Below are 23,410 nucleotides of genomic sequence, written 5' to 3' on the forward strand. Positions count from 1 at the left end.
TACATAGCGAAATGAAAATTCAACTCGCCGTGTAGCTATCTTTTTATTTATAATCTGTCTATAAAAGTGATTAGTTTTACCGATATTAGAAGTAGATAAGTAGTTTGTATACAATTCAAGGAAGGGTGAAACATGTATTTTTCGAGTAATTTAAACGTCGAATTGGATATGATATCCGGGTTGTGTATTAGTGATTTATCAAGGTTGGAGAAAACGTACATCAAAAGAATTCTATTTTCACCAAGAGCCCTAAAATAATTGTAAATAGCTTAATTTATTCACAATTTAGCATGATGACCTATGATATACTTAATGAAAATAAGCCATTTAAACTATATTTAGACTAAATTTACATTGATTTTAGTAGTGGTATTAAAAATATAAAGAGCTTCAAAAAGGAGTGTATTTTTTTGGCAGCACATACAAATGCCTATAACGCATACAAACAAAATAGTGTAACGACAGCCTCACCTGGTGAGTTAACATTAATGCTATATAACGGTTGTTTAAAGTTTTTAAATCGTGCAAAGTTAGCAATGATCGATAAAAATATTGAAGATAAAAATTACAATATTCAACGAGCTCAAGCAATTATTGCAGAGTTAATGTCAACGTTGAATATGGATGTTGATATATCAAAACAAATGTTACCTTTATATGAATATATAAATTATCGTTTAACAGAATCAAATATTAATAGCGATGTAGCAATGATTGAAGAAGTGGAAGGCTTAGTAACGGAGTTCCGTGATACATGGAAGGAAGTACTTAAAATTACGCGTCAACAGCAGTATGGGAATGTAGAACAAGTATAAAATAGTAGCCGCTAGTAAAAGTTATATTCTTTTACTAGCGGCTTTTGCATATAGTAAACAAATTTAAGATGATAGAAGTCTATATATGAACGAGCAACTACTATACAATCAATAGCTACAGCAATCTCTATATATTCACCATTCCGCATTTGTCAAGGTCTCAACTACAAAACTCGGGTTTATGTGTGGAACTATTAGAGAAATTGGATGCTGCTTATTTACAGGCACTTTCACAGCTACAATTGAATAAAAACGTGAAAAAAGAGCTAGCAATTGTTTATACGCCGTTACATGGGGCAGGGCTTGTGCCAACGATGCGCGGCTTACAAAGCTTTGGTTTTACGAATGCTCATCTTGTGCAGCAGCAAGCCATTCAAGACGGCGAGTTCCCAACTGTGATTTACCCGAACCCCGAGGAGCCCGATGCCTTTCAGCTGGCGATTGAGCTAGGTAAACAGGTCGGTGCGCAGCTGCTACTGGCAACTGATCCAGATGCCGATCGTCTTGGCGTGGCAGTGCTTGTGGACGGCGCTTATAAATTGTTAACCGGCAATCAATTAGGCGCGCTGCTATTACATTATATTTTGTCGTCTCAAACGGTGCCGAGCAATGCGGCGATGATTAAAACGATCGTAACATCTGAATTTGGTACGGCTGTGGCACAAAAGCACGGTGTCGCGACGGTGAACACATTGACCGGCTTTAAATACATCGCAGAAAAAATTGCTGAGTGGGAGCAAACGGGTGAACACGAGTTTGTCTTTGGTTATGAAGAAAGCTATGGCTATTTAAAGGGCGTTTTTGTGCGCGATAAGGATGCAGTGCAAATTGCGCTATTAACAGCGGAAATGGCTGCGTATTATGCGGCGAACGGGGGGCAAACACTGGCTGATGTGCTAACCGCGTTATATGAGGAGCTGGGCTACTATCAGGAGGCATTGGTGTCACTGACTTATGAAGGTATCGAGGGGCAGCAGAAAATTGCTTCGATTATGGCCGCACTACGTCAACAACCGCCGACTCAATTTGCCAATATCGCTGTTCGAAAAACCGAGGACTATTTAAAGGAATCAATCAACGGTTTACCGCAAGCCGACGTACTGAAATTTTTACTAGAAGACGATTCATGGATTTGCGTGCGTCCATCTGGCACCGAGCCGAAATGTAAGTTTTATATCGGCGTAAAAACCGAGAGCGGATTCGAAAGCGAACAAAAAATTGCACAATTAAAGCTCGCCCTACAGCAGTGGACATAAGTGATGGGAATGGAGTGTCTGAGAAGTGAAGCTCAGGCATTCTTTTTTTGGGATGGGGGGCGATGGCTGGGGTTTTATGCGCGGTTTTCTAGGATTTGTGCTCGGTTTTTTGATTTTATGCTCGAATTTTTGAAGTTTGTGATCGAATTTATTAGTTTTATGCTCGAATTTCGGTATATATGCTCGCTTTTACAGTTTATGGGATTATGGTCGCGCATCGAGGTCAACTTTGATACTAAAAAACAAAATAATTAGGTGATAACTGGGAATTCGCATGTATTTTCACCCCAACCCACAGCACACCCATGCACCTCATATCCCGAGAGTAGAACAACACCACCAAATAAAACGCATAATTTCATAAAAATTCATAGAAATTTATACAAATAAATCCGTTATTTTTCAAGATTTGACACGAAATATGCTTTTTTGATAAATATAAAAATTTCCACTGCAATTTTACGAAATATTTAGTCATATAGTATTGCTTTTTACTATGAGAACAAGTGCTTAATCTAGCAATTCAGCATATAGACAATTAATGGCATGGCAAGGTTATAATAGGGGTATATAGAGAGAGAAAGAACATTTGAGCTAGGGGGAATAAATCATGGCTTTTAAACGAACAGAAGGATTTCGCTTCACGTTTGATGAAGCGGTTCCGGCAAAATATATTATCTTAATCGATGGAAAACCAGAAGAGGAAAAATCAACAAAATATGATTGTGAAATAGTAGATATTAGCCCACGTGGTATGAAAATGTTTTCTTATCACGAAATTGGTGAATATAATAATAAGCTGCTGCAACTTGAGGTTCAATTCATTTTAGACGAGGCGCTAATCAAAGCAGTTGGTGAAATCGTATGGAAAAAAGCATATGGGAGCAAAATTCAATATGGATTAATTATTGATGGACAACCTCAAGTGGAAGAGTTAATCATTAGTGAATTAAAGCTTCGCCGAAAAAAGGAAGTAAGCAAACGATAACTAGCAAGCCGTTCTTCTAAATGTGACAAAATGTCGAAATATGAAAAACATTTTATTTTTAAAAGGGATTTTATTATTTGTGTAGAAATAGTAATTATAGCCGTAATGAAGGAGGAGTTCACATGCTAAACTTTAACATTCGTGGTGAGAACATTGAGGTAACTCCAGCGATTCGTGAATATGTTGAATCAAAAATTGAAAAGGTAGAGCGTTATTTCAATGAGGATTTAAATGCGAACGCTAATGTTAATTTAAAAGTATACAATGACAAACAAACAAAGGTCGAAGTAACAATTCCGATGAAGAATTTAACGCTTCGTGCGGAAGAGCGTCATAATGATATGTATGCAGCAGTAGACTTAATCGTTGATAAATTAGAGCGTCAAATTCGTAAGCATAAAACAAAAGTAAATCGCAAATTCCGTGATCGTGAAGGCACAGGTATTTATTTTGCAACGGCAGCACAAGCGGAGCCAGCAACAGAATCGAATGAGGAAGAGTACACAATTGTTCGTACAAAACAATTCGACTTAAAGCCAATGGATCAAGAAGAGGCGGTATTACAAATGAACATGCTTGGTCATGACTTCTACATCTACACAGACGCAGAGTCAGATAGCACAAACATCGTTTATAAACGACGAGATGGTAAATACGGCTTAATCGAAACAAACTAACTTTCCAAACGAACTGCCTGTAATGGGTAGTTCGTTTTTTATATTGGCGAATACTTTCAATGGTTCTCTATGTAAATCATATGGCGTTATGCGCTTATTTGCGCCGTAGCTATAACTAATGGTAAAATGTAGTTTGAGACTATTTATTGGGAAGTGACCAATTCGATGGCAAATTTTTTAAATAAATTATTTGATTTCAATAAAAAAGAAGTAAAGCGATTAGAAAAAACGGCAGATAAGGTAGAGGCATTAGCAGGACAGTTCGAAAGCCTATCTGACGACGCATTAAAAGCGAAAACAGAAGAATTTAAAAATCGTTACCAAAATGGTGAAACGGTAGAACAATTATTACCGGAAGCCTTTGCAACGATTCGTGAAGCATCTCGCCGTGTATTAGGGATGTTCCCGTTCCGCGTGCAAATTATGGGTGCTGCCGCGCTAAATGAAGGCAATATCGCAGAGATGAAAACCGGTGAAGGTAAAACGTTAACCGCGACGATGTCTGTGTACTTAAATGCCATTACAGGCAAGGGTGTACACGTTGTCACGGTCAACGAATACTTAGCCAGCCGTGACGCGCGTGAAATGGGTGAGCTGTATGAATGGTTAGGCCTAACTGTCGGCTTAAACTTAAATAGCTTATCAAAAGAAGAAAAACGCGAAGCCTATGCGGCGGATATTACGTATTCCACAAACAACGAGCTTGGGTTCGACTATTTACGTGACAATATGGTGCTTTATAAAGAAGACCGTGTACAACGTAAATTACACTATGCGGTAATTGATGAGGTGGACTCGATCTTAATCGATGAAGCGCGTACACCGTTAATTATTTCAGGACAAGCGGGTAAAACGGCACAGCTTTATGTCCAATCCAATGCTTTTGTGCGTATGCTAAAGCAAGAGGAAGACTATAACTACGATGAATCGACAAAAGGGGTAACGTTAACAGAAGCGGGTATCGAAAAAGCCGAGCGTTCGTTTGGAATCGACAACTTATTCGATTTAGCACATGTACGTTTAAACCATGCGATTAACCAAAGCTTAAAGGCACACGCATCGATGCATTTAGATGTTGATTATGTAGTGCAGGACGGCGAAATCGTGATCGTAGACGGCTTTACAGGTCGTTTAATGAAAGGGCGTCGTTATTCAGACGGTCTACACCAAGCCATTGAGGCAAAAGAAGGCTTAGATATTCAAAATGAGTCCATGACAATGGCAACCGTTACGTTCCAAAATTATTTCCGTATGTATGAAAAGCTGTCTGGTATGACAGGTACAGCGAAAACGGAAGAAGAGGAATTCCGCAATATTTACAATATGCAGGTGGTTGCAATTCCTACGAACAAGCCAATCGCGCGTGATGACCGTGCAGATTTAATTTATGCCACAATGGATGGTAAATTTAGAGCCGTTGCAGAGGATATTGCCGAGCGTCACCGTGCTGGCCAACCGGTTCTAGTAGGTACGGTTGCAATTGAAACATCTGAAATTATTTCAAAATACTTAACGAAATTTAAAATTCCGCATAATGTCTTAAACGCGAAAAACCATGAGCGAGAAGCGGAAATTATTTTAAATGCAGGTCAAAAAGGCGCGGTCACAATCGCGACAAACATGGCCGGTCGTGGTACGGATATTAAACCGGGTGAGGGCGTACTTGAAATTGGCGGTTTAGCGGTTCTTGGTACAGAGCGTCACGAATCACGCCGTATCGATAATCAGCTACGTGGTCGTTCGGGTCGTCAAGGGAACCCAGGGGTAACGCAATTCTACCTTTCTTTAGAGGATGAATTGATGCGCCGTTTTGGTTCAGATAAAATGAAATCAATGATGACACGACTTGGTATGGACGATTCCCAACCAATTCAATCAGGGATGGTTTCCAAGGCGGTAGAATCCGCGCAAAAACGTGTAGAAGGTAATAACTTTGACGCGCGTAAACGTTTATTACAATATGATGATGTATTGCGTCAACAGCGTGAAGTCATCTACAAAGAGCGTGAGGATGTACTCGATTCTGAAAATATGCGTGAGCTAGTAGAATCTATGATTGCGCAAGCGATTGAAAATGCCGTAGCCGTGCATACACAAGGTGAAAAGGATACTTGGACATTAGATGCGCTGGAAGATTACATTGCAGCGAATCTTTTAGACGAGGGCGACATTACGAAAGCCGAATTAGAAACAAAGTCACCTGAAGAGATGATAGCCTTTATTTCAGAAAAGGTAACAGCGCGCTACAATGAAAAAGAAGAGGCCTTAACAGCCGAGCGTATGCGGGAATTTGAAAAGGTAATCTTACTGCGTTCAATCGATACGAAATGGATTGATCATATCGATGCGATGGATCAGCTACGTCAAGGGATTCATTTACGTGCATATGGACAAAACGATCCGCTACGTGAATACCAACAAGAAGGCTTCGCAATGTTCGAGGAAATGGTCGCAGCAATCCGTGAAGATGTGGCGAAATATGCGTTAAAGGCAGAAATTCGCAGTAACTTACAGCGTGAAGAGGTAGCAAAAGGTCAAGCGGTGAACCCGAAAGAAGAGGGCGCAGCAAAGCCGAAAAAATTACCAACACGTAAAGCTGAAAACATCGGACGTAATGATCCATGCCCATGCGGTAGCGGTAAAAAATACAAATCATGCCACGGCGTAGGACAATAAAGCCAATCAAACGAGGTCATTGAAACCAAACTCAATGACCTAGTTTGCTTTTTACAATGAATAAACTTCGGAGGAACAGATATGATTGAATTAGCAGATGTGCGCAATGCACTCGAAAATACAGCTACAAAACTAGCGGACTTTAGGGGGTCTCTTTGACTTAGAAAACAAAGAGGCACGTATTCAAGAATTAGATGAGCTAATGCTGGAGCCTAACTTCTGGAATGACCAGCAAGGCGCGCAAACAATTATTAATGAATTGAACGGCATTAAAGCGGTCGTGAACGAATACAACGAGTTAATCGCAACGCAAGAAAACCTAGAAATGACATTAGAATTATTACGCGAAGAACCAGATGAAGAACTACAAGAAGAGCTTGGCGATGAGCTAACAGAATTCAAGGGAAAGATGGAAGCATTCGAATTGCAAATGCTGTTATCAGAGCCATATGATAAAAACAATGCCATTTTAGAGCTGCATCCAGGTGCGGGCGGTACAGAGTCTCAAGACTGGGGTTCGATGCTTTTACGCATGTATCAGCGTTGGGCAGATAAGCGCGGCTTTAAAGTCGAAACATTGGACTATTTACCAGGCGATGAAGCGGGAATTAAATCGGTGACGTTAAAAATTTCCGGTCATAATGCATATGGCTATTTAAAGGCTGAAAAAGGGGTACATCGTCTAGTGCGTATTTCACCGTTCGACTCATCAGGTCGCCGTCATACATCATTCGTTTCTTGTGATGTCATGCCAGAATTTAATGATGAAATCGAAATTGATGTGCGTAACGAGGATTTAAAAATCGATACGTATCGTGCCACAGGTGCTGGTGGTCAGCATATTAATACGACGGACTCTGCTGTTCGTATTACCCATACGCCAACTGGGGTTGTTGTACAATGTCAGGCAGAGCGTTCTCAAATTAAAAACCGTGATGCAGCGATGAAGATGTTAAAATCTAAGCTCTATCAATTAGAAATCGAAAAACAACAAGCACAGCTCGATGAAATCCGTGGCGAGCAAAAGGAAATCGGCTGGGGCTCACAAATTCGTTCGTACGTATTCCATCCTTATTCAATGGTTAAGGATCACCGTACAAGCGCAGAAACAGGGAATGTTGGCGCGGTGATGGATGGCGATTTAGATGTATTCATAACAGCGTATTTACGTTCAAAAATTTCATATTAATGAATAAAGGGAATGTCCGAGAATAGGGCATTCCCTTTTTTATAGTGAAAATTTAGTTAGATGTAATTGGGACTTGTCAAATAGATGAAGATATGTGATAATAAATACGAACGAATGTTCTTTTTTATAAAGGAGGAATTTTCCTTGCTACAAATCCCTTCTGGAACGATTCCGTATTATGAATCAGGCATATATTTGCCGTTATTGTTAATCATCCTAGAAAAAGATCAACAAATTATCGAGCAAAGTCCGTTCAAGTTTAAAACGCCATACTTACAGTTAATTGATGCTACGCGCAACAAAATTGAGCGAGATTTAATGGCAACGAAGGACTATTTTACACTTCATCAGATGCGCTTAGTGAGAGGGAAAACGGATGATTTGTTTACCGAGTATCATTTTTATTTTGGTGAGGTCATGGAGTGTAGAAGATATTCGAATATTCGCCTTCGTAATCAGAGTGAGTTACTTCTTGCTGAATATATAGGAACGTCTTAACTTATAGTAAAGCTTTGCGTTGTAATATGAGATTTTTATAATAAAGAACAGCTCTTACGTATTGCTGATTAAATGATTTCAAATGGACAGGGAAAATGCATTCTGAGCCATTGACAAATGTCACCAATGTCGATTCGTTCACTTCTTCAATATTAATAATGGCATTGACGGTCACCCAAATATTTTGCTTAGAACGAGGTGAAAATAAAGGGAATATAACGCAAGGATCGCCAAAATTATAGGCAACCATAATCGGTACTTTATGTCGATTATGCCCTAAAAATTCCTTTGCCTGCTTTGTCGTCGCCTCAAATGTCGAACCATTTAATGAGCAGGTCTGTCGAATCACTCGGAGCGGTGGGTAGGACATGGTCGTTTTGCCGTGCTTGTCTAACACTTCAGTAAAAACCTTACCGGAAATGGGCTGCGAAATTAAACAATACGTCGAGTTGGTAATATAGTACTTATTGTGTTGTTTGGGATTTTGAACCATTTTAATCTCCTTTCTTATGAAAAAATACTTAAATTTCCACTATATATCTAAATTAATGCATAAAAAGTCAAAAATCAACATTATTTTTAGAAAATTCTGTCACTAGATAATTATTCAGAATATATTGCAAATTAAATGGAGTTTATCTTATAATGGAAAAAAGAGATCGAGGTGATATCGATGGATAAATATTATTCATATACAGACTTTTTAAAAGCAGTCGGCCAGCAGCCAACAGGAAACCAAGCAGAAAAGTTGTTAAGTGAAATTTATTTAGATTTATTTATAAGTCGATTACAACGTATACACCGTATCGAACAATTAAAAAAGCTAATCGATAATTCATTAGATCAGAAAAACGAACGAGATTTCCATACGTATGCTTCCGAATTAAAAGAACTAATGGAAGCACCCATTTCTTAATCCGAAAAAGCTACCTAAATGGCTAGGTAGCTTTTTCTGTGCGTTCAAATAAAATGAAAAATAGGGTACTTGTAAATAGATGGTGGAAAACGCAAATAACTTTGATTATTTCGCAAATAAACTTTGAAAACCGCAAATATCCACGCGAAAACCACAAATAAAACTTTAAAGTTGCAAATAAAATCAAAAGGTCGCAAATATCCTTGGACAAAGCAAAGCAGCATTAGCCTGTTTATCTAAAGAGGATTGGAAAAATCAGCCCCATATATTGACTCTAAATAAAGTTTCGAATATATGTTCGCAAAATAATCGTCAATTAAAAATGGGTATGCTAAAATAGAATTAACAAAACATCGATAGAAAGGACCGCAATTATGACAGACACTTTTACAATTCAGTCGGCGTACAAGCCCGCTGGAGATCAGCCTGAAGCAATTAAACAACTTGTACAAGGCATCAAAGAAGGCAAGCGTCATCAAACATTACTTGGCGCTACGGGTACCGGGAAGACGTTTACGATTTCAAACGTCATTAAGGAAGTCAACAAACCAACATTAGTCATGGCACATAATAAAACATTAGCAGGTCAATTATATAGCGAGTTTAAAGAATTTTTTCCAAACAATGCCGTTGAATACTTTGTCAGCTACTATGATTATTTCCAGCCCGAAGCCTATGTGCCCCAAACGGATACGTATATCGAAAAGGATTCGAGCATCAATGATGAAATTGACAAGCTACGACACTCGGCGACATCGGCATTATTTGAGCGCAAGGACGTCATTATTATTGCATCGGTATCCTGTATTTATGGGTTAGGGAATCCAGAAGAATACCGTGAGATGGTTGTATCCATTCGTACCGGAATGGACATTGAGCGCAATCAGCTGCTGCGTAAATTAGTCGATATTCAATATGAACGTAATGATATCAACTTTACGCGCGGAACATTTCGGGTGCGTGGGGATGTAGTGGAAATTTTCCCAGCGTCGAAGGATGAGCACTGTTTGCGCATTGAATTTTTTGGGGATGAAGTCGACCGCATTCGCGAGGTGGACGCATTAACTGGTGAAATTTTAGCAGAGCGAGAGCATGTGGCGATTTTCCCAGCATCCCACTTCGTAACGCGTGAAGAAAAAATGAAAATTGCGATTGAAAATATTGAAAATGAGCTTGAACAGCGCTTAGCCGTATTGCGCGCAGAGGACCGCTTGTTAGAGGCGCAGCGCTTAGAGCAGCGTACCAATTACGATTTAGAAATGATGAAGGAAATGGGCTTTTGCTCCGGCATTGAAAACTATTCACGTCATTTAACATTAAGAGAATCAGGGGCAACACCGTATACCTTGCTTGACTACTTTCCAGAGGATTTTCTGCTTGTTGTCGATGAAAGCCATGTAACTTTGCCACAAGTGCGCGGTATGTACAATGGCGACCAGGCGCGTAAAAATGTATTAGTAGAGCATGGTTTCCGTCTGCCATCCGCGCTCGATAACCGACCGCTCATGTTTGATGAATTTCAATCGAAGGTCGGTCAGGCGATTTATGTTTCGGCAACACCAGGACCTTTTGAGCTAGAGCATACACCTGAAATGGTACAGCAAATTATTCGTCCGACAGGCTTATTAGATCCAAACATTGAAGTGCGTCCGATTGAAGGGCAAATTGATGATTTAATCGATGAAATTCATGAACGAATTCGTCGTAATGAGCGTGTGTTAATTACAACATTAACGAAAAAAATGTCGGAGGATTTAACAAATTACTTAAAGGAAATGGGCTTAAAGGTTGAATATTTACACTCCGAAATTAAAACACTAGAGCGTATAGAGATTATTCGTGAGCTCCGTAAAGGAACGCATGATGTACTTGTTGGGATTAACTTATTACGAGAAGGGTTAGATATTCCAGAGGTGTCACTTGTGGCGATTTTGGATGCTGATAAGGAAGGGTTCCTGCGTTCAGAGCGTTCGCTAATTCAAACGATTGGACGTGCGGCGCGTAATGCAAATGGGCATGTCATTATGTACGCAGATAATATGACGGATTCCATGACAAAGGCGATTAGTGAAACGAAGCGTCGTCGTGAAATTCAAATGGCATATAATGAGCAGCATGGTATTACACCGCAAACTATTATCAAAAAAATACCAGATATTATACGTGCAACACAAGCGGCAGAGCAGGAAGAAAAATATATTACAAAAGTAACGGGCGGCAAAAAGCTAACGAAAAAAGAACTGCAAAAGCTTGTTGAAACATTGCAAGTAGAAATGAAGGAGGCTGCCAAGGCATTAGACTTTGAACGTGCAGCAGAATTACGGGATATGATCTTTGAATTGAAGGCAGAAGGGTGACTTACGTGAAAAATACAGAAATCGTTGTACAAGGTGCACGTGCACATAACTTAAAAAATATTGATGTCACAATTCCACGCGATAAAATCGTTGTTGTGACAGGTCTTTCTGGCTCGGGCAAATCTTCATTAGCATTTGATACGATTTATGCGGAGGGGCAGCGCCGTTATGTCGAGTCACTATCTGCATATGCCCGCCAATTTTTAGGACAAATGGATAAGCCAGATGTCGATACGATTGAAGGGTTGTCACCAGCCATTTCGATTGACCAAAAGACGACAAGCCGCAACCCGCGCTCAACAGTGGGGACAGTGACAGAAATTTATGATTACCTGCGATTACTCTTTGCACGTATCGGTAAGGCCTATTGTCCAACACATGGCATTGAGATTACATCGCAAACCGTTGAACAAATGGTGGATCGCATCATGGAATATCCGGAGCGTACGAAAATTCAGCTGCTAGCGCCCGTCATTGAAGGCAAAAAGGGCACACATGTCAAGCTGCTAGAGGACTTGAAAAAGCAAGGCTATGTGCGCATTCGATTAAATGGCGAGCTCCGTGATTTAGACGACCATATTGAGCTCGATAAAAATAAAAAGCATACTATTGAAGTTGTGATTGACCGTGTTGTCATGAAAGAAGGGATTGAATCACGCTTAAGTGACTCGATTGAAGCCGCACTGAAAATTGCAGAGGGTCGCGTGTTAGTTGATGTGATGGAACATGAGGAGCTTCTCTTTAGTGAGCACCATGCTTGTCCGCATTGTGGCTTTTCCATTGGCGAGCTGGAGCCACGTATGTTTTCTTTCAATAGTCCATTTGGTGCGTGCCCGTCTTGTGATGGGTTAGGTAGCACGGTGAAGGCAGACATTGATTTAGTTGTGCCGGATTGGGAGTTGTCGCTGCTCGAAAATGCGATTGCACCTTGGGAATCGGTATCGTCGATGTACTATCCACAGCTACTTGCATCAGTTTGCCGTCATTATGAGATTCCAATGGACGTGCCAGTGAAGGACATTCCAAAGGCGAAAATGGATAAAATATTATATGGATCAGGCAAGGAAAAAATCCATTTTGAATATACCAATGATTATGGCAGCATGCATAAAAAGGATATTGAATTTGAAGGGGTCATCCCGAATATTGAGCGCCGATTCAAAGATTCCTCTTCGGATTATGTCCGTGATTCGATGCAAAAATTTATGACGGAGCAGCCATGTCGATCTTGTAAGGGACATCGCTTAAAGCCTGAAACATTAGCGATAAAAATCCAGGGACAAAATATTTCAGAGGCAACGCGCTATTCGATTCAAGAAATGTATGATTTCTTTAGTTCGGTGGAGCTAACGGAAAAAGAAAAGCAAATCGCTAAGCTAATTATCCGTGAAGTGATTGAACGCTTACGATTTTTACTAGATGTGGGCTTGAACTATTTAACATTAGCGCGTGCTGCGGGGACCTTGTCAGGTGGAGAAGCACAACGTATTCGTTTGGCGACGCAAATTGGCTCGCGTTTAACAGGTGTGCTCTATATTTTAGATGAGCCGTCGATTGGCTTGCACCAAAGGGATAATGATCGACTCATTGCGACGCTTGAAAGTATGCGTGATTTAGGGAATACGCTCATTATCGTCGAGCACGATGAGGATACGATGATGGCGGCGGACCATTTAATCGATATTGGACCAGGTGCGGGTGTCCATGGTGGACAAATTATTGCACAGGGAACACCAAAGCAAGTAATGAAAAATAAGAATTCCATTACGGGGCAATATTTAAGTGGCAAGAAGTTCATTCCATTACCACAGGAACGTCGTGCATCTGACGGCCGGAAAATTAAGATTAAAGGGGCTTCGGAAAATAACTTGAAAAATGTCAATGTCGAGATTCCACTGGGGCAATTTATCGCAGTAACAGGTGTTTCGGGGTCAGGGAAATCGACATTAGTCAATGAAATTTTATATAAGTCCCTTGCGTCGAAATTAAATCGTGCCAAGGTGAAGCCGGGTGCACATAAATCGATTGAAGGGCTAGAGCAGCTTGAAAAGGTTATTGATGTTGACCAATCGCCAATCGGTCGTACGCCGCGTTCGAATCCTGCAACCTATATCGGGGTATTTGATGATATCCGAGATGTATTTGCGATGACGAATGAGGCGAAAGTGCGCGGCTATAAAAAGGGTCGTTTCTCATTCAATGTGAAGGGGGGGCGCTGTGAAGCATGTCGCGGTGATGGCATTATTAAAATTGAAATGCACTTTTTACCGGATGTGTATGTACCTTGTGAGATATGTCACGGGAAACGCTATAATCGTGAAACATTGGAAGTGAAATACAAAGAAAAAAATATTGCTGACATTTTAGAGATGACAGTGGAGGATGCGCTAGAATTTTTCGGCAACTTACCAAAAATCCAGCGTAAACTGCAAACGATTGTCGATGTGGGGCTAGGCTACGTGAAGCTGGGGCAACCGGCTACAACGCTTTCTGGTGGTGAGGCGCAGCGTGTGAAATTAGCATCCGAATTGCATCGACGCTCAAATGGAAAATCCTTTTACATTTTAGATGAACCGACAACAGGTCTTCATGCGGATGATATTGCACGCCTCCTAAAAGTGTTGCAGCGCTTAGTAGAAAATGGTGAAACGGTGCTAGTCATTGAGCATAATTTAGACGTCATTAAAACGGTCGATCATATTATAGATTTAGGTCCAGAAGGTGGCGATGGGGGTGGTACCATTTTAGCAACAGGTACACCTGAGCAAATTGCAGAAGTGAAGGAAAGCTATACCGGCCATTATTTGAAGCCTATTTTAGCACGTGATCGAGCACGTATGGCCGACAAAATCGAACTAGCAAAACAGAAATCATAGACAAGTAAATGAAACTTTTTATCCTCCCTCTTCGTATAATAAATTAGTTATGATGAGAGGGAGGAATTTTTTATGCAAGAACAACGAAAACGCATTTTACAATTAGTAGAAAACGGTACAATTACAGCTGATGAGGCCATTGTTTTATTAGAAAAGTTATCAGATAAAAACGAATCCACTCCGCCACCAGTACAACCAGTTGTGCCGCTAGCTAAGCAAAAAGAGGACGAGCCGGTATTTAAAGCGGAGCCGGTTGAAGAAGCACAAGAGCAACGTAAAACGACAGGATTTGAAGATATTTTTGGCAAGTCATTTAATGATAAAGAATTTAATAAAAAAATGGATGATTTCATGGGCGATATTAAAAAGGATTTATCGCAATTTAGCACGCGCATGACCGGCATCGTCGGCGCTGCATTATCGAAATTAAAGGATTTAGATATCGACACGCCATTTGGGGAAAAGGTAGAATTCTCGAAAACTTATGCGTACCCGGCGATGGATGTAAGAAGCATTGAGTTAGATATCGCCAATGGGAAAATTGATGTCATTCAAACGATGGATGATTTAATAACGATTCATGTTCAAGGCAAAACCGTACTGAAGGGAACGGAAGAAGAAACCATTGCGCATATTACCGAATCATTAGTTGCCAAGACGGATGATAAACTAATGATTAAGTCCGAAAACAAGCTAACCCAGCTAAAGGTACAGCTCGCGATTCCGAAAAAGCATTATGACGTATTTATTGCACGATTACTAAATGGTGGCATTACCGTAGCGAATTTAGATGCGAAGTTAATTAAAGCGCGTACTTATAATGGCGCAATCCGAATCGAGCATACGCAATTTGACCATGCCGAGCTACAAACGAGCAATGGTGCTGTAGACGCGCGTACTGTAAAGGGTGCTGATTTAGAAATCGAAACAGGGAATGGTCGAATTTATGTCGATGGGGAGTTAAAAGAGGTCGAGGCAGAATCGATGAATGGTCATGTCGTAGTGACAACTACGAGTGCCGAGGCCCATAAAATAAAGGCGCGTGCATTAGCAGGTTCAGTCGAAATTTATGTACCAAAAACGGTGGCATTAGACGGTCAAATTTTCTCGAACTTCGGCAAAGCAGACGTCGGCTTAATCGATGTGCAGCTCTATGAGGAAGAGGAGCAATTCCTACTGAAATCTGTGCGCTTCACAAAGGAGCTAGAAGGCGCAAAGCTATTAAAATTAAGTGGTGAATCACGTACAGGCACCGTGCTCGTTCGTTATACATTACAATAAAGGAAACGATATTGACAGCCCACTTACAAGAGTAAAAACTTGTAAGTGGGCCTTTTTGTATCTATGAGATGGATTTCACAAAATCTTCTATGGATTAAGTTAAGAGATTATGGTGATCGCAGAGACAATCTTTTTTTGAGCATAGCTTAATCTCCTAAAGTGATTAAAATTGAAGGAAAAGGTAGAAATAGGGAAAATAAGCATATATTTTGAAAAACGATTATAAAACTCGTAAAATCGAGCTTAAATATGAAGATTCGATCGTGAAACAACTGAAACCGAGCATAAAAAATAAAGTTCGAGCATATTCCATTTATAGTAGTCAAGCCACAGTATACTAAATTTATTCTATTTTTAAGTTTGTGAATTTACCCACTTAAAATAGCTGAATTTTCGATAGATTCATTGAGCAAAATATTGAAAAAGGCTAGCAAAAAGGGGCGTATTACAACAATGAAACGAAAATGTAATAAACTTATAGCTTGAAAGTGCTATAATGAATAGGAAAATTTATTTTATAAAGACATAGAACTTAGGTGGTTTCGTTAATGATTCAAATGAATAATGTAGTGAAAAAGTATCCTAATGGCGTTGTCGCAGTAAACGGGATTACGATTGATATAAAAAAAGGTGAGTTCGTGTATGTAGTAGGTCCAAGTGGTGCCGGAAAATCAACGTTCATTAAGTTGATGTACCGAGAAGAAAAGCCTACGTCAGGGGATGTATTAATTAACAACATCAACTTGCGTACATTGAAAAATAATAAAGTGCCGTTTTTGCGACGTCAGTTAGGGGTTGTATTCCAAGACTTCAAATTGCTACCACGTTTAACAGTATATGAAAACGTGGCTTTTGCGATGGAGGTCATTGAAGAACAGCCAAAAGTTATTCGAAAACGTGTGATGGAAGTGCTAGAGCTTGTTGGTCTAAAGCATAAAGTACGTATGTTCCCGAGTGAATTGTCTGGTGGAGAGCAGCAACGTGTGGCCATTGCCCGTTCGATTGTGAACCGTCCGAAAGTAATGATTGCGGACGAGCCAACAGGGAATCTAGACCCTGAAACATCGTGGGAAATTATGAATATTTTTGAAGAAATTAATCGTCAAGGTACGACGATTGTCATGGCAACGCATAACCGTGAAATCGTGAATACAATTCGTAAGCGTGTTATTGCAATTGAGGGCGGTATGATTGCACGTGATGAGTACGGGGGTGACTACGGCTATGAAGGCTAGAACACTCGCTCGTCATTTTAGAGAAAGCTTTAAATCCTTAGGCCGTAATAGCTGGATGACCATTGCATCGGTCAGTGCGGTAACGGTAACCTTACTATTAGTCGGTGTCTTTTCAGTCATTATGATGAACTTAAATAAAGTAGCGTCAGATTTAGAAAATGACGTTGAAATTCGAGTGATGATTGATATCATTCCAGAAGAAGCACAAGCAGATTCAATAGAAAATCAGCTAATTGATAAAATTCAAGGTTTACCAGATGTTGAGGAAGTTACATATTCTTCTAAAGAAGCTGAATTAACTAAATTAATAAAAGATTTCGGTGAAGAATTAAGTCTATTCGAACAAAACAACCCCCTATACAATGTGCTCTATGTAAAGGCGGTTGACCCATTAAAGACAGCGGAAGTGGCGAAAAAAATTGATAGCTTGGACTATACACAGGAAGTCGTCTATGGGGAAGGAAAAACCGAAAAGCTATTTAACTTTTTAGCGATTGCTCGTAATGTCGGGCTTGTATTAATTTTAGGCTTGTTATTTACAGCAATGTTCCTAATTTCGAATACGATTCGTATTACAATCATTGCGCGTAAAGATGAAATCGAGATTATGAAATTAGTAGGGGCAACCAATGCATTCGTGCGCATTCCATTTGTGTTAGAGGGAATGTGGCTAGGCATCATCGGTTCTATTATTCCGATTACGGTTGTATCTTTGGCCTACTACAAAATCCATGAATTACTTGCACCTCGCTTAAAAGGGGAGCTATTCCAAATTTTAAATACGACACCCTTACTGTACCAAGTGAACGGTTTGATTTTATTAATTGGTATTTTCATCGGTATATGGGGGAGCTTCATGTCTGTACGGAAATTTTTAAAGATCTAACATGCACCAACTCAAAAACGCAACTAGGTCGAAACAGAAGAGAAAATAATTAGGCGTTTAGGGGGAAATAGGTTTTGAAGAAGCAAAATACACGAACATTTAAACTACTAGCTGTATTATTCGCATGCGTATTATTCATTCAAATGCCAGCAGCCTACGCAGCAAGTTTAAGTGATTTGAAAAAAGAACGTAGCGAGCTTGAGGCTCAGAAAAAAGCACTAAACAATTCGTTAGAGCAAAAAAATAATGAATTAAAAACAAATCAAAATAAACAACAGCAATTGATTGCGCAATTAGAGCAAATTAGTGCAAAAATCAATACAACGAACCATGATATTGCGATCGTAAAGTATGATATTGAAATCGCTAATCAAGAAATTGCGGCGCTCGAACAAAGTATTGCAGAATTACAAGAAAAAATCGATCAACGTGACGCACTATTACGTGAGCGTGCACGTGCGATTCAAACAGGCGGTACCGTAAGCTATATTGATGTATTACTAGGGGCAAACAGCTTCGTAGATTTCATCGACCGTTTTTCAGCGGTCAGCACATTAATGGATGCCGACCGTCAAATTATGCGTGAGCAAAAAGAAGACCAAGAAAAGCTAGAAGTTCAAAAGGCTGAATTGCTGGAGAAAAAGAAAGAATTAGAAGCCAATAAAGCACAGCTTGAGAAATTAAGAGCAAGTCTTGAAGCGCAAAAGAAAGAAAAAAATAAAGTAGTGGACGAGCTTGAAAAAGAAGAAGCCCGTTTACATGAGCAAAAAGAAGCAATTGAAACGCATATTGATGAAAACATTGAACTAAGTAAAGAATTAGAAAGTGAAATTATGGCAGAGCGACGTCGTCTAGCGGAAATCGCGCGTAAAGAGGCCGAAGCTAAAAAGAAACTAGAAAATAACGCAGCATCATCAGGAAAATTACCAACTGTTTCGGCAGGTACATGGACAAGACCAGCTGCTGGGCGCTACACTTCTGGCTTTGGTCGACGTGATATTGGTCCCATCGGTAGTAAAAACCATTTAGGTGTGGATATTGCGAACGCCATCGGTACACCAGTAGTATCAGGTGCAGATGGGGTAGTATCCTATGTCGGTACAATGAATGGCTATGGTAAAGTCGTGATGGTTGAACATTCTATAGAAGGCAAATCTTTCACATCGGTTTATGCCCATTTAAGTGGCTTTACATCGAGCGTGGGTGATGTTGTATCAAAAGGGCAGCAAATTGCGAGAATGGGGAACACAGGGAACTCGACTGGTCCACATTTACATTTTGAAATTCACGTAGGTGGGTGGAACGGTAAACGTTCAAATGCCGTGAACCCGTTACGTTATATCTCTTTATAAAAAGGAATAAAAGGCAGAACTTTGAATTTTTGAAGTTTTGCCTTTTTCTTTTGAATATTTTGTTAACAGATATGATATGGTACTACTAGAGACAGAAAACGGGGTGTGAAGCATGAAGAAGAATATCGGCATCCTCATCGTGTTAGTGCTAGTGATAACGATGATTGGCACATATATAAAAAAAGAATTGGATGCAGACAAGCAAATTAGTGAAGGGGCACTTGGGAAAGAGGTCACATTAGATGGAACGGTTGGCTTAGAAAAAGGAAATATTGCGCCGGATTTTACATTGTATGATTTAGACGGGAAGCCACTTACATTGTCAGAATTAAAAGGCAAGCGTGTTGTGTTAAATTTCTGGGCTACATGGTGTCCGCCATGTGAGGCCGAAATGCCGCATATGCAGGAATACTATGAAAAATATAAAAAAGAGGACAATGTCGAAATTGTTGGTGTCAATTTGACCTTTGAAAGAGAAAAGGTGGAACGTGTCGAACAATTTTTAGAAAGCTATAAGATTACGTTTCCTATATTGTTAGAGCCAGACGCGTCAGTTGCCTCCATTTATAAAATTATTACGATTCCCTCGACGTTTATGATTGATACAGACGGACGCATCCAAAAACAAATTGTCGGTCCGCTCGATTTAGACGCATTGCGTGAAAATGTGACACAATTGAATTGATGATTGGGTATTGAGAACATGGTCAAGCGAATAGGAAGTAACTAATATGAAAATTTGATTCGACTCAAGTAGTATGAAATGATTCCTAGCTTCATAAGTTTTTATGGAGTGGAGGGAAGTTCGTGCGAAAAAGTCGAATTTTTTTATTGGTCATTGCTGTAGTTGTTGCGGTTGGCATTTTCTTTGGGTATAACAAGCTGCAAAAAAAGGATCAAAAGGAACAGGCGAATTTTGCCGTAGTCAACGAATTACATGACCTCATTACAGCTGAAACGGTGTATGATATTACGTCCGAAAAATTAGTTGAAGGTGCATTGCGGGGAATGGCAAATGCAATTAATGATCCGTATAGTACGTACTATACGGAGCAAGAGGCCGCTTTTAATAAGCAAACATTGGCAAGTGAACGTGTAGGCATTGGGCTGGAGCTATCAGAAGTAAACGGGAAATTTATTGTTGTAGCACCAGTGAAAGCATCGCCAGCAGAAAAAGCAGGAATTCGTCCGCTAGATGAGTTGGTGCAAGTGAATGATACTAGACTTGAAGGTATGACATTTAGTGAAGTGATGAAGCTTATGCAAGGGAAAGAGGGCGAAACATTGGAGCTCGTATTGTTTCGACCAGAGCTGGATAGTCATATAAAACTGTCGGTAAAGCGTGAAAAGCTAAAAAATACGACTGTCCAAACACAATTGCTGGAAGTGGAAGATGTAAAAATTGGTTATATTATGATTTCGTTATTTGCGGAAAAAACGGCGGAAGAATGGAAGAACGCATTGGATATTTTGTTTGAAAAGGATATTGAGGGCCTGATCATTGATGTGCGCGATAACCCAGGTGGTTATTTACATAGCGTTGCACAAATGATGAGTATGTTTGAAAAAAAGGAAACGATTTTTGCGTATATGCAAAATCATGAAGGGGCAACAGAGCCGCTCAAAACAAAATCAAGTGAAGCATTTGAGCCATATGCCAAGCAATTACAGTCAATGCCAATTATAATCTTACAAAATGAAGGTAGTGCCTCTGCCAGTGAAGTATTTGCTGGTGCCTTGCAGGATTGGAAGCGCGCGGTGTTAATTGGTGTGACAAGCTTCGGAAAAGGTACGGTACAGCAAACGTGGGAACTACAAAATGGTGGAGAAGTCAAGCTTTCAACAAATAAATGGCTAACACCATCTAAGCGCTGGATTCATCAAGTCGGTATTGAACCGGATTTGGAAGTGGAGCAGCACCCACTTTTTAAAATGGAGCAAAAACTACTCAAAGGACGTTTTGAAGTAGGGGAATATAGTGAGGAACTGGCTTATAGTCAACGTGTGCTAAGTGAGCTTGGCTATAATATTGGACGAACGGATGGTTTCTTTGACATGGATACGGCCAATGAAGTGGAAAAGTTCCGTAAAAAATATGACCTACAAGATGGTAGACATGTGGATGAGGTATTTTTCAGAGAGCTGACGGCGCAGCTACAAAAATTCAAACAAGATCCAGTGAACGATATGCAATTACAAATGGGTGTGAGTTTTATTATGCATCAATTGGAATAATAGAGGGCTAATGTACTAGGTAAAGGCATACAAATACAATTAGGACTACGATTTATGAACAGGATTTGATACAATTAGTCGTACGGTAGGTGAGATTATGGATGAAACAATGATTATTGAAATTTTAAAAGGGATTGGTCGCTTTTTTATAAACCCATTATTGTATATTGCACTTATTTCAGCTGTTTTTTTAGGGTATCGTCGTGTAAAACGAGAACGTCGCTTTTTTCATATTCGAATTTTAGACGGCTGGTCGGAGCTTAGAAATATGCTGTTAATGGGCTTTGTTTTATCACTAATTATTTCATTATTTAGTGTTGTAATTGGGCTGACAATCTCGCTTGAATTATTAGTGGCAGTATTTTTAATTAGTCTAATTGGTTTATTTGCTTTTATGTATCATTTACTTTCGCCAATTATCTTGATGACGCTCGCATTTTGTGTCATTGTGTGGATGGATTGGCAAGATTGGTCGTATTCGTTTTGGGGCATTGATCTAGTAGCACGTAATGTTGTGGATGACTTAGTGATAACGGTTCCTGTGCTTGCTGGGCTATTGTTAATGGCGGAAGGGATATTAATTCGTCGTAATGGGGCTAAGTTTGCATCGCCAATAGTTGAAACGACAAAGCGTGGGCTGAATGGCATTGCCTATTATAGTAAGCAGCTTTGGCTATTGCCACTTGTGACCATTATTCCGGGGGACGGCATACCAAACTTTGCGCCTTATTGGCCACAGTTTACAATTGGGGCAGAGCAGTTTTCAGTCGTTGTTTTCCCATTTATTATTGGATTCCAGCAAATGGTGCGTCAAAAGCTGCCGATTTATGTGTATCCGAAAATGGGGAATAGCATCATTCTTACGGGCCAATTGGTATTGATTGTCGGTTTACTGGCTTACTTCATGCCAGTGCTTGGCGCAGCTGCATTAGCATTGGGTGCGATTTCACGGACGGTGATTGGTGTTGTCTATAGCCGTTCAGAGGATCGCAATAGCTATGCGGTCATTCGTAGTGATAAGGGCATTATGATTGCGGGCGTACTGCCAAATTCGCCAGCACAAAAAATGGGCTTAGTTGCTGGAGAAGTGATTAAACGTGTAAATGGGCAAGATGTGTTCAATGAGGACGAACTGTATGCAGCGTTGCAAATTAATGCAGCACATTGTCGACTAGAAGTACTCGATCATTCAGGAGAGCTACGTTTGACACAGCATGTCGTTCATCGTGAAGATAATCATAAGATCGGCTTATTAGTTGTAAAGTAAATGGCAGGAACCTCATGGATGTGGGGTTCTTTTTCTGTTGTAGGAGTATAGTAATTATCTACATAAGGTAGAACTGTTTGTGTTATTTTGACGAGTATGGCGTTTTTCTGAATGATGATGTTTATCACTGTTGAGGATTGTGAAGTATGTTATTATAACAATAAGATTCGTTATTCCGATTTCCCAAAATTAATAGGGAAGTTTGTCGTTAATAGCAGGAGATGGGTTGTATGTTTGATTGGATTAGCATTGATAATGTTGAATTATTAATTGAAAAATATAAGTTGCTCGGGCCTTGGTTTAGTGTGTTATTAACGTTGATTGAATCATTTTTACCGTTTTTGCCGCTGTTTGTCATTGTCGTGGCAAATGCGGGTGCATACGGCCTGTTTTGGGGCTTTATATTATCATGGCTTGCAACGGTAGCGGGTTCTTATTTATTTTTCTTAATGATTCGTTATTTTGGCAGTCATCGATTTTTACAAAAACTGAAGGCGCAAAAGCAAGTAAAGCAGCTGATTCACTGGGTCGATGTACGTGGCTTCACACCTTTAATTGTGCTGCTCTGTTTACCATTTACCCCAATTGTTGTTGTCAATACTGTAGCGGGATTATCCCACTTAAAAAAGAAATATTATTTTTTAACGCTACTTATTTCAAAGCCGGTCATGATTTTTTTAATTAGTTATTTAGGAAGTGACTTGCGCGCCATTTTGAGCTCGCCAATGAAGATTGTTGTATCCATCTTAATCATTATGATTATTTGGTTGCTCGGTAAAGCGATTGAACGTTATTTAACTAAGCGTGTCGAACGTGACTTACGTCAAATTAAATCACATAAATAATAAATGTAAACGTTGCTACGGTCAAAAATAGCAGCGTTTTTCCATATTTGTTTAAGAACAA

General features: G+C 39.8%; 19 protein-coding genes. 18 read left to right on the plus strand and 1 reads right to left on the minus strand.

Going from position 1 to position 23,410, the window contains the following annotated elements:
* Positions 1–410 precede the first annotated feature (410 nt).
* The 7 genes from fliS (at position 411) to MKX47_RS03370 (ending at position 8,099) form a co-directional block, all read left to right on the plus strand.
* A complete protein-coding gene (gene fliS / locus MKX47_RS03340; protein ID WP_340771102.1) occupies positions 411–815 on the plus strand; it encodes a flagellar export chaperone FliS in 405 nt (134 codons plus the stop codon).
* Positions 816–1,000: 185 nt separating this feature from the next.
* Positions 1,001–2,071, plus strand: a complete 1,071-nt coding sequence (locus MKX47_RS03345) for a phospho-sugar mutase (protein WP_340771105.1) — start codon at positions 1,001–1,003, stop codon at positions 2,069–2,071.
* A 610-nt stretch (positions 2,072–2,681) separates the two neighbouring features.
* Positions 2,682–3,059, plus strand: a complete 378-nt coding sequence (locus MKX47_RS03350; protein WP_340771108.1) for a PilZ domain-containing protein — start codon at positions 2,682–2,684, stop codon at positions 3,057–3,059.
* A 122-nt stretch (positions 3,060–3,181) separates the two neighbouring features.
* Positions 3,182–3,736, plus strand: a complete 555-nt coding sequence (gene hpf / locus MKX47_RS03355; protein ID WP_340771110.1) for a ribosome hibernation-promoting factor, HPF/YfiA family — start codon at positions 3,182–3,184, stop codon at positions 3,734–3,736.
* Positions 3,737–3,901: 165 nt separating this feature from the next.
* Positions 3,902–6,412: a preprotein translocase subunit SecA gene (gene secA, locus MKX47_RS03360; protein WP_340771112.1), complete on the plus strand. Its 2,511-nt coding sequence runs from the start codon at positions 3,902–3,904 to the stop codon at positions 6,410–6,412.
* An 81-nt stretch (positions 6,413–6,493) separates the two neighbouring features.
* A protein-coding gene (gene prfB / locus MKX47_RS03365) for a peptide chain release factor 2 (RefSeq protein ID WP_445683569.1) occupies positions 6,494–7,601 on the plus strand; the annotation gives its coding sequence in 2 pieces (ribosomal slippage) (positions 6,494–6,568 and positions 6,570–7,601; 1,107 coding nt in all).
* 144 nt (positions 7,602–7,745) lie between these two features.
* Positions 7,746–8,099 (plus strand): hypothetical protein, encoded by a 354-nt coding sequence (locus MKX47_RS03370; RefSeq protein WP_340771114.1) that lies wholly within the window; start codon positions 7,746–7,748, stop codon positions 8,097–8,099.
* 1 nt (position 8,100) lies between these two features.
* On the opposite strand, the gene MKX47_RS03375 is transcribed toward MKX47_RS03370, so the two are convergent.
* Positions 8,101–8,592, minus strand: a complete 492-nt coding sequence (locus MKX47_RS03375; RefSeq protein ID WP_340771117.1) for a competence protein ComK — start codon at positions 8,590–8,592, stop codon at positions 8,101–8,103.
* Between the two features lie 180 nt (positions 8,593–8,772).
* Between MKX47_RS03375 and MKX47_RS03380 the strand changes: the two genes are divergently transcribed.
* From MKX47_RS03380 to MKX47_RS03430, 11 genes are all read left to right on the plus strand, one after another.
* Positions 8,773–9,015: an IDEAL domain-containing protein gene (locus MKX47_RS03380; protein WP_340771119.1), complete on the plus strand. Its 243-nt coding sequence runs from the start codon at positions 8,773–8,775 to the stop codon at positions 9,013–9,015.
* Between the two features lie 374 nt (positions 9,016–9,389).
* Complete coding sequence (uvrB, locus tag MKX47_RS03385; RefSeq protein WP_340771121.1) at positions 9,390–11,372, plus strand: excinuclease ABC subunit UvrB; 1,983 nt, start codon at positions 9,390–9,392, stop codon at positions 11,370–11,372.
* A 5-nt stretch (positions 11,373–11,377) separates the two neighbouring features.
* Positions 11,378–14,248: an excinuclease ABC subunit UvrA gene (uvrA, locus tag MKX47_RS03390; RefSeq protein WP_340771123.1), complete on the plus strand. Its 2,871-nt coding sequence runs from the start codon at positions 11,378–11,380 to the stop codon at positions 14,246–14,248.
* A gap of 72 nt (positions 14,249–14,320) precedes the next feature.
* The gene (locus MKX47_RS03395) at positions 14,321–15,529 is read left to right on the plus strand and encodes a DUF4097 family beta strand repeat-containing protein (RefSeq protein WP_340771125.1); all 1,209 of its coding nucleotides are present in this window, start codon (positions 14,321–14,323) and stop codon (positions 15,527–15,529) included.
* Positions 15,530–16,077: 548 nt separating this feature from the next.
* Positions 16,078–16,764, plus strand: a complete 687-nt coding sequence (ftsE, locus tag MKX47_RS03400; RefSeq protein WP_340771128.1) for a cell division ATP-binding protein FtsE — start codon at positions 16,078–16,080, stop codon at positions 16,762–16,764.
* Positions 16,754–17,650 carry a permease-like cell division protein FtsX gene (ftsX, locus tag MKX47_RS03405; protein ID WP_340771130.1) on the plus strand — a complete coding sequence of 299 codons (897 nt, stop codon included), beginning with the start codon at positions 16,754–16,756 and terminating at the stop codon, positions 17,648–17,650. The genes ftsE and ftsX overlap by 11 nt, the downstream gene beginning before the upstream one ends.
* 74 nt (positions 17,651–17,724) lie before the next feature.
* Positions 17,725–19,002 (plus strand): murein hydrolase activator EnvC family protein, encoded by a 1,278-nt coding sequence (locus MKX47_RS03410; protein WP_340771134.1) that lies wholly within the window; start codon positions 17,725–17,727, stop codon positions 19,000–19,002.
* 112 nt (positions 19,003–19,114) lie between these two features.
* Positions 19,115–19,687, plus strand: coding sequence for a peroxiredoxin family protein (locus MKX47_RS03415; protein ID WP_340771137.1), 573 nt, complete (start codon positions 19,115–19,117; stop codon positions 19,685–19,687).
* Positions 19,688–19,809: 122 nt separating this feature from the next.
* A complete protein-coding gene (locus tag MKX47_RS03420) occupies positions 19,810–21,237 on the plus strand; it encodes a S41 family peptidase (protein WP_340771138.1) in 1,428 nt (475 codons plus the stop codon).
* A 97-nt stretch (positions 21,238–21,334) separates the two neighbouring features.
* On the plus strand, positions 21,335–22,504 hold the full coding sequence (locus tag MKX47_RS03425) for a PDZ domain-containing protein (protein WP_340771140.1): 1,170 nt from the start codon (positions 21,335–21,337) through the stop codon (positions 22,502–22,504).
* A 230-nt stretch (positions 22,505–22,734) separates the two neighbouring features.
* The gene (locus MKX47_RS03430) at positions 22,735–23,349 is read left to right on the plus strand and encodes a TVP38/TMEM64 family protein (RefSeq protein WP_340771142.1); all 615 of its coding nucleotides are present in this window, start codon (positions 22,735–22,737) and stop codon (positions 23,347–23,349) included.
* The last annotated feature ends 61 nt before the right edge of the window (positions 23,350–23,410 follow it).

This window comes from Solibacillus sp. FSL R7-0668, assembly GCF_038006205.1.
Classification (GTDB): Bacteria; Bacillota; Bacilli; order Bacillales_A; family Planococcaceae; genus Solibacillus.

What these genes read in the sequence shown, in the direction of transcription:
- MKX47_RS03350 (WP_340771108.1), top strand. Translation starts at nt 2,682, where the DNA reads ATGGCTTTTAAACGAACAGAAGGATTTCGCTTCACGTTTGATGAAGCG.
- hpf (WP_340771110.1), top strand. Translation starts at nt 3,182, where the DNA reads ATGCTAAACTTTAACATTCGTGGTGAGAACATTGAGGTAACTCCAGCG.
- secA (WP_340771112.1), top strand. Translation starts at nt 3,902, where the DNA reads ATGGCAAATTTTTTAAATAAATTATTTGATTTCAATAAAAAAGAAGTA.
- MKX47_RS03375 (WP_340771117.1), bottom strand. Translation starts at nt 8,592, where the DNA reads ATGGTTCAAAATCCCAAACAACACAATAAGTACTATATTACCAACTCG.
- MKX47_RS03380 (WP_340771119.1), top strand. Translation starts at nt 8,773, where the DNA reads ATGGATAAATATTATTCATATACAGACTTTTTAAAAGCAGTCGGCCAG.
- uvrB (WP_340771121.1), top strand. Translation starts at nt 9,390, where the DNA reads ATGACAGACACTTTTACAATTCAGTCGGCGTACAAGCCCGCTGGAGAT.
- MKX47_RS03395 (WP_340771125.1), top strand. Translation starts at nt 14,321, where the DNA reads ATGCAAGAACAACGAAAACGCATTTTACAATTAGTAGAAAACGGTACA.
- ftsE (WP_340771128.1), top strand. Translation starts at nt 16,078, where the DNA reads ATGATTCAAATGAATAATGTAGTGAAAAAGTATCCTAATGGCGTTGTC.
- ftsX (WP_340771130.1), top strand. Translation starts at nt 16,754, where the DNA reads ATGAAGGCTAGAACACTCGCTCGTCATTTTAGAGAAAGCTTTAAATCC.
- MKX47_RS03415 (WP_340771137.1), top strand. Translation starts at nt 19,115, where the DNA reads ATGAAGAAGAATATCGGCATCCTCATCGTGTTAGTGCTAGTGATAACG.
- MKX47_RS03425 (WP_340771140.1), top strand. Translation starts at nt 21,335, where the DNA reads ATGGATGAAACAATGATTATTGAAATTTTAAAAGGGATTGGTCGCTTT.
- MKX47_RS03430 (WP_340771142.1), top strand. Translation starts at nt 22,735, where the DNA reads ATGTTTGATTGGATTAGCATTGATAATGTTGAATTATTAATTGAAAAA.